Origin of the sequence: Streptomyces sp. NPDC048506 (assembly GCF_040651315.1) — a bacterium.
Lineage (GTDB): Bacteria > Actinomycetota > Actinomycetes > Streptomycetales > Streptomycetaceae > Streptomyces.
Map to the genome: position 1 here is coordinate 59,749 of NZ_JBEZIX010000053.1, position 6,739 is coordinate 66,487.

The 6,739-nt window shown below is 67.8% G+C and carries 6 protein-coding genes and 1 rRNA gene; all 7 read right to left on the bottom strand.

The genetic code is table 11. From position 1 onward, the window contains the following. Window positions 1-12: 12 nt before the first annotated feature. The gene (locus AB0C96_RS33995; protein WP_362922894.1) at window positions 13-909 is read right to left on the bottom strand and encodes an FHA domain-containing protein; all 897 of its coding nucleotides are present in this window, start codon (window positions 907-909) and stop codon (window positions 13-15) included. Window positions 910-979: 70 nt separating this feature from the next. After that, a complete protein-coding gene (locus AB0C96_RS34000) occupies window positions 980-1,930 on the bottom strand; it encodes a DUF881 domain-containing protein (protein ID WP_362922896.1) in 951 nt (316 codons plus the stop codon). A 5-nt stretch (window positions 1,931-1,935) separates the two neighbouring features. Continuing rightward, window positions 1,936-2,268, bottom strand: a complete 333-nt coding sequence (locus AB0C96_RS34005) for a small basic family protein (protein WP_003984969.1) — start codon at window positions 2,266-2,268, stop codon at window positions 1,936-1,938. Then, window positions 2,265-3,197 (bottom strand): DUF881 domain-containing protein, encoded by a 933-nt coding sequence (locus AB0C96_RS34010; RefSeq protein ID WP_362922897.1) that lies wholly within the window; start codon window positions 3,195-3,197, stop codon window positions 2,265-2,267. The genes AB0C96_RS34005 and AB0C96_RS34010 overlap by 4 nt, the downstream gene beginning before the upstream one ends. Window positions 3,198-3,272: 75 nt before the next feature. Next, window positions 3,273-5,768, bottom strand: coding sequence for a mannose-1-phosphate guanyltransferase (locus AB0C96_RS34015; protein WP_362922899.1), 2,496 nt, complete (start codon window positions 5,766-5,768; stop codon window positions 3,273-3,275). A 121-nt stretch (window positions 5,769-5,889) separates the two neighbouring features. Beyond that, a complete protein-coding gene (locus AB0C96_RS34020; RefSeq protein WP_362922901.1) occupies window positions 5,890-6,498 on the bottom strand; it encodes a CDP-alcohol phosphatidyltransferase family protein in 609 nt (202 codons plus the stop codon). 146 nt (window positions 6,499-6,644) lie between these two features. Next, window positions 6,645-6,739: ribosomal RNA gene (gene rrf / locus AB0C96_RS34025) — 5S ribosomal RNA — on the bottom strand; the annotation flags it as partial.

Below are 6,739 nucleotides of genomic sequence, written 5' to 3' on the forward strand. Positions count from 1 at the left end.
TTCCCTGGCCGATCAGATACCGGCGCCTCGCTGGCTCGCGTAGAAGACCAGTCGGTACTTGCCGATCTGCACCTCGTCGCCGGTGGTGAGCACGACGGAGTCGATCGGCTCGCGGTTGACGTAGGTGCCGTTCAGGCTGCCGACGTCGGCGACCGTGAAGCGGCCGTCCGGGCCCCGACGGAACTCCACGTGCCGACGCGAGACCGTCACGTCGTCGAGGAAGATGTCGCCCTGCGGGTGCCGGCCCGCCGTCGTCAGCTCACCGTCCAACAGGAAGCGGCTGCCCGAATTCGGACCCCGGCGGACGATCAGCAGTGCGGAACCCAGCGGAAGGGCGTCGACCGCGGCCTGGGCCTCCGGGGACAGCGACGGCGCGAGGTTCTGTCCCGTCGTCTCCGAGTCGTAGGCCTCCAGGCCCGAGATGGAGATCGTGGACGTCGTCTCGGACGCCCGCTCGGGCTGTGCGCCCGGGCGCAGCGGCGCACCGCAGTTGGAGCAGAAGCGGCTCGCCTCGGCGTTCCGGTGCCCGCACCTCGTACAAACCGGCAAGGCCGACCCTCCACCCGTGCGTGAGGTTGATGGTTCCTGGGAACCTATGCGGCCTGCCCCGGAGGGGTCAACAGAACCCGCGCCGTGCCCCCCGGACGGACCGCCGACCTCGTCACGGAACAGCGGACGCTCCGCCTCGCCGCCGCTCTCGTCGGGCTGGCGCGGAGCACGGTGCCGCGCGGAGCCGCTGCCACCCTCCTGGCGCGCGCTCTTGCCGAACAGCTTTCCAAACAACTTCACGGGCGATTCCCCTTGAACGAAACAGACCCGCCCGTGGGGCAGGACGAACCCTCGATGCACACACCGGCCAGTCCGGACATCCTGTGAACGTCCGTGGCCTTCAGACAGTTTCCACCACACACCACACGCACGGTGCGTCGACCCCCCGCTACCTCATGCCCTGCCCGGGCACTCGACATACCTGTACGCCTCACTGCGATGACGACCGAGCGTAGTCAGGCCGCTTCGCCTCCCGCAAGGCGTCCACAATGATCTTCTTCTCACCGGTCACAGACACCTTGGCCTGCTCCTTTTCCAGTGTCTGAACCACTCCGCCAGGGATGTTCAGCGCCGGCTCCAGATCCGCCGGCTTGCCGATGACCTTGAAGCGGTACGGCTGCGTGACACGCCTGCCGTCGATCTCCACCCCGCCCCGGACGTCCGAGAGGTAGGTGCTCGCGATCACCCGGACGTCATTGACCTGGATGGCTTCGGCGCCGGCCGCCCGCAGCTCCTGGATGGTGTCCAGCAGCTTGTCCGCCTCCACGGAGTGCGTCGGGTCGTCGATGGTCAGGTTGATGCCGGGCCCTTGCGCCGCGACGGTCCCGGCCAGCACGCCCAGCTGCTGTTCCTTCTCCACGGTCTGCTTACGGGCCTCCTCGGCCTGGTCCGAGCTGTTCTCCAACTCGGTCTTCTGCCCTTCCAGGCGCCGCTGTTCGTCCGTCAACCGCTGGGAGCGGTTGTCCAGCTCGTCCAGAATGCGCACCAGGTCCTCCTGACGCGCACCCCGCAGCGCACTGCTGTCACTTGTGGAACGTACCTGAATCGCCAGGCCGAGGCCGAGGATGAACAGGAGCAGGGCGACGATCAGTTGAGCCCGGGTCAGCCGCGGCGGCCACAGGCTCGCCACGAGCCGCTCCCGACCGGTCCTAGGGCGTGCGTCGTCCCCGCCGTCGCTCCCGCCATCGGCGATCACGTCCGGGGTCGAGGAGTCTGCCGCTTTGCGAGGCTTCTGTCCAGCGCTGTCCGGTTCCGGGTTTTCAGCCCGGTCTGCGGACACCGCCCGGTCAGGGGTGCGCGGCCGCTCGGGCGGCATCGGCCGCCGGTCGGCCGGGCGGCGCTCCGACTGCTTCTCGGGCTCGGGTGTCTCGTCCGTTGCCATCCGCCTCACGCCCTGAAGACGTGCCGCCGGATCGCGGCGGCGTTGGAGAAGATCCGGATGCCGAGCACCACGACGACGCCGGTGGAGAGTTGCGCGCCGACGCCCAACTTGTCACCGAGGAAGACGATCAGCGCGGCGACGACGACGTTCGACAGGAACGAGACCACGAAGACCTTGTCATCGAAGATGCCGTCCAGCATGGCGCGCAGACCACCGAACACGGCATCCAGCGCCGCGACGACAGCGATCGGCAGGTACGGCTCGACCACCGTCGGCACCACAGGTCGGACGACGAGTCCCACCACGACTCCCACGATGAGGCCCAGTACGGCGATCACGATGTGCCCTTCCCCTTGTCGGCGCCGCCCGACGTGGCGGGACCGGCCTGCGGCTTTGCGGTACGTACGATCAAACTCGGCGCGGGTGGCAGCGTGACCTCGGTCTCGGCGGAAATCCTCGTACGGACGCCGTAGTTCTCCTGCAACACGTGCAGGTACTGACCGTCGGCGCTGTCCTGGAACGCGGTGCTCAACCGCTGCCCGTCCCCCACCGCCAGCACCGTATAGGGCGGCACCAGTGGCTTGTTGTCGACCAGTATGGCGTCTCCCGCCGCTCTGATCGCCGAGAGTGACGTAAGCCGCTGCCCATTGACGGAGATGGCCTCCGCACCGGACTCCCACAGGCCGTTGATCACGCGCTGCATGTCCCTGTCGCGTACCCGGCCGGTGTCCGAGAAGTCACTGCTCTCCCGCGGCCCGCCGCCGCTGGACTCCGCGCCCTTGGCATCGTCCACGACGAGCTTCACGCCCGGCCCTGTGACCTGTGTCGAACCGGAGAGCAGGGCGAGGAGCTCGGCCTTGCCACCACCCGTCTGCTTCAGGGCCTCGCGCTGCATGCGGCTCACGTCGTCCCGCAGCGCGTCGACCTGCTGCTGCTGTTTGTCCGCCTCGCCGGTGCCCTTCTGGATGCGGTTGATCAACTCTTCCCGCTCCTTGGCGAGCGTCGGTGCGGATATCCGCGCCTGCGCCGCTCCCACCGTCACCACGAGCGCGGCCAGCACCAGACCCGCCGCCAGACCCAACTTCGCCCGCAGGGTGCGCGGCAGACCGCGTACGCCCGCCTCGGCCTTGCGCGCAGCGGCCTCGGCGTACCCGTCGTCGAGGCTGTGATCCATCACATTGGTCAGCAGCGACATGGACGCATCGGGACGCGCGGCCGACGTGTTCGGGGTGCTCCGATCGGGGCGCTGCTGCGACATGCCGCACATCGTCCCACGTCGGCCGCGCGGTCTCCCAATGGCCCCACCGGCGTGCCGATCGACGGCCCGCCGGTGGGGTCCGGGTCAGCGTCCCGCGCCGTCGACCACGGCCGACCACTCGTCCAGCAGTTGCTGGGCGGAGGCATCGTCCGGCCCCTCCGCCCACAGGTGCGTGACCGCCTCGGCCGGGTCGGGCAGCACCATGATCCAGCGGCCGTCGGCCTCCACGACCCGTACGCCGTCGGTGGTGTCGACCTCCCGGTCGCCGGCCGCCTCGACGACATGTCGCATGACCAGCCCCTTGACCGCCCACGGGGTGGCCAGGTCACGCCGCAGCACGTGCGCCCGCGGGATCCGGGCATCGATCTGGCTGAGCGTGAGCTGGGTGCGGGCCACCAGGCCGATCAGCCGGACGAAGGCGGCCGCACCGTCGAAGACGCTGCTGAACTCCGGGATGATGAAGCCGCCCAGGCCGTCCCCGCCGAAGATCGTGCCGTCCGCACGCCCCACTCGGGTCAGATCGTCCGGTGAGGTCGTCGTCCACTCCACCTGTGTGCCGTGGTACGCCGCCACCTGCTCGGCGATCCGGGTCGTGGTCACCGGGAGCGCCACCCGCCCGGAGCGCCGCTCGGCGGCGACCAGGTCGAGCAGGACCAGCAGCGCGCGGTCGTCCTCGATGATCCGGCCGCGCTCGTCCACCAGGGAGAGCCGCTCGCCCACGGGGTCGAAGCGCACGCCGAAGGCGGCCCGCGCGGAGGCCACCATCTCGCCGAGCCGGACGAGCCCGGAGCGCCGGGCATCGGCGGTCTCGGTCGGCCGGGACTCGTCGAGCCCGGGGTTGATGGTGAGCGAGTCGACGCCCAGCCGTCCGAGAAGGCTGGGCAGCACCAGCCCCGCGCTGCCGTTCGAGGCGTCCACGACGACCTTCAACCCGGATTCACTGATGCCCGTCGTGTCCACCTCCCGCAGCAACGACCCGGTGTACGAGTCGAAGACGCTGGCCGGGAAGCGCAGATCGCCGATCTCACCGGGGAAGGCGCGCCGGTACTCCTGGCGGGCGTAGACCCGGTCGAGCTTGCGCTGGCCGGCCTGCGAGAGGTCGGCGCCCCGCTCGTCGAAGAACATGATGTCGACGGAGTCCGGCACACCGGGCGTGGTGCGGACCATGATGCCGCCGGCGCTGCCGCGGGCGGTCTGTTGGCGGGCGACCGGCAGCGGGACGTTCTCCAGGTCGCGTACGTCGATGGCGCTGGCCTGTAGCGCGGAGATCACCGCGCGCTTGAGCGCCCTGGCGCCTCGCGAGTGGTCGCGCGCGGTGGTGACCGTGGAGCCCTTCTTGAGCGTGGTGGCGTACGCACCGGCGAGCCGCACGGCCAGCTCCGGGGTGATCTCGACGTTGAGGATTCCGGAGACGCCCCGGGCACCGAACAGATGCGCCTGGCCACGGGACTCCCAGATCACCGAGGTGTTGACGAATGCACCGGCCTCGATGGTCTTGAACGGATAGACCCGCACATTTCCCTGGACGATCGACTCCTCGCCGATGAGGCATTCATCGCCGATCACCGCGCCGTCCTCGATCCGGGCGGCCCGCATGACATCGGTGTTCTTGCCGATCACACACCCGCGCAGATTGCTCTGCTGGCCGAGATAGACGTTGTCGTGGATCACGGCCCGGTGCAGGAAGGCGCCCCTCTTCACGACCACGTTGGAGCCGACGACGGTGTGCTCGCGAATCTCGACATCCGCTTCGACCTTGGCGTAGTCACCGACGTACAGCGGCCCGCGCAGCACGGCGTCGGGATGGACCTCGGCGCCCTCGGCGACCCACACTCCCGGCGAGATCTCGAAGCCGTCGATTTCCACGTCGACCTTGCCCTCAAGCACGTCGGCCTGGGCCTTCACATAGCTTTCATGCGTGCCGACGTCCTCCCAGTAGCCCTCGGCGACATAGCCGTAGATCGGCTTGCCTTCCTTCATGAGCTGCGGAAAGACGTCCCCCGACCAGTCGACCGACACATCCGGTTCGAAGTAGTCGAAGACCTCCGGCTCCATCACGTAGATGCCGGTATTGACGGTGTCGGAGAAGACCTGGCCCCAGGTGGGCTTTTCCAGGAAGCGCTCGACCCGGCCGTTCTCGTCGACGATGGTGATGCCGAACTCAAGCGGATTCGGGACCCGCGTCAAACACACCGTGACGAGGGCACCCTTTTCCTTGTGGAACCGGATCAGATCGGTCAGGTCGAAGTCGGTGAGGGCGTCACCGGAGATCACGAGGAATGCATCGTCCTTGAGGGCGTCCTCGGCGTTCTTCACGCTGCCCGCGGTGCCGAGCGGCTTTTCCTCATGAGCGTAGGTGAGCTCCATCCCGAGCTCTTCCCCGTCGCCGAAATAGTTCTTGACGAGCGAGGCAAGGAATTGCACGGTCACGACGGTCTCAGTGAGACCATGCCGTTTCAGCAGCCGTAGCACGTGCTCCATGATCGGCCTATTGGCGACAGGAAGCAGCGGCTTGGGCATGCTGGACGTCATGGGGCGAAGGCGTGTTCCTTCGCCGCCGGCCATCACAACGGCCTTCATGTCGGAAGCGTCCTCCTCTGAGAGACGACGGTCTTGCCGACTTCACTTATCCAGATCGCCCACTGTTCCAGATCTCACGTACGGGCGCCGGGCCTTGGCACACCATGCCGGTTCGGAGAGTTCAGTCGGCTGTGGTGTCCGCCTTGATGAGTCGACGGACCTGGACCACGTAGAGGATCCCTGCCCACCAGTACAGCGCTGTACCCCATCCGGCGAACGCCCATCCGAAAACAGCAGCGAGCCTGTGAAGCCATGTGTCCCCAACGCTCAGCAAGAGCAGCGGGAAGGCGTACATCAAGTTGAACGTAGCCGCTTTGCCCAGGAAGTTCACCTGGGGAGGGCCGTATCCGTGACGCCCGAGGATTCCCACCGCGATCAGCAGCATCAGTTCGCGCGCCAGCAGGGCCGCGGTGAGCCAGAGCGGAAGGATCTCGCGCCAGGTGAGACCGACGAGGGTGGACAGGATGTACAGACGGTCGGCCGCCGGATCGAGAATCCGTCCCAGGCTGCTGATCTGGTTCCAGCGACGGGCGAGCTTGCCGTCCAGGTAGTCGCTGACGCCGCTCAGCGCCAGCACCAGCAGGGCCCAGCCGTCGACCGTCGGACCATCGAATTTCGGCCACAGGATCAACCACAGGAACACCGGTACGCCGACCAGGCGAGCCATGCTCAGGATATTGGGGATGGTGAGGACGCGATCCGTCTGGACCCGCGTCTCCTGGACCTCCACGCGGGAGCCTCCTGTGGGAAATGTGCCAACGATGCCCCTTGACCTTACCCGCCCCGCCGGTCGCGCCGCGCCGCGGGTCCCAAGATCCCCACAACGCAGAAAAGCCCCACGGGAACCGAGTTCCCACGGGGCTTTTCACAAAAATCGTTCGGCGGCGTCCTACTCTCCCACAGGGTCCCCCCTGCAGTACCATCGGCGCTGAAAGGCTTAGCTTCCGGGTTCGGAATGTAACCGGGCGTTT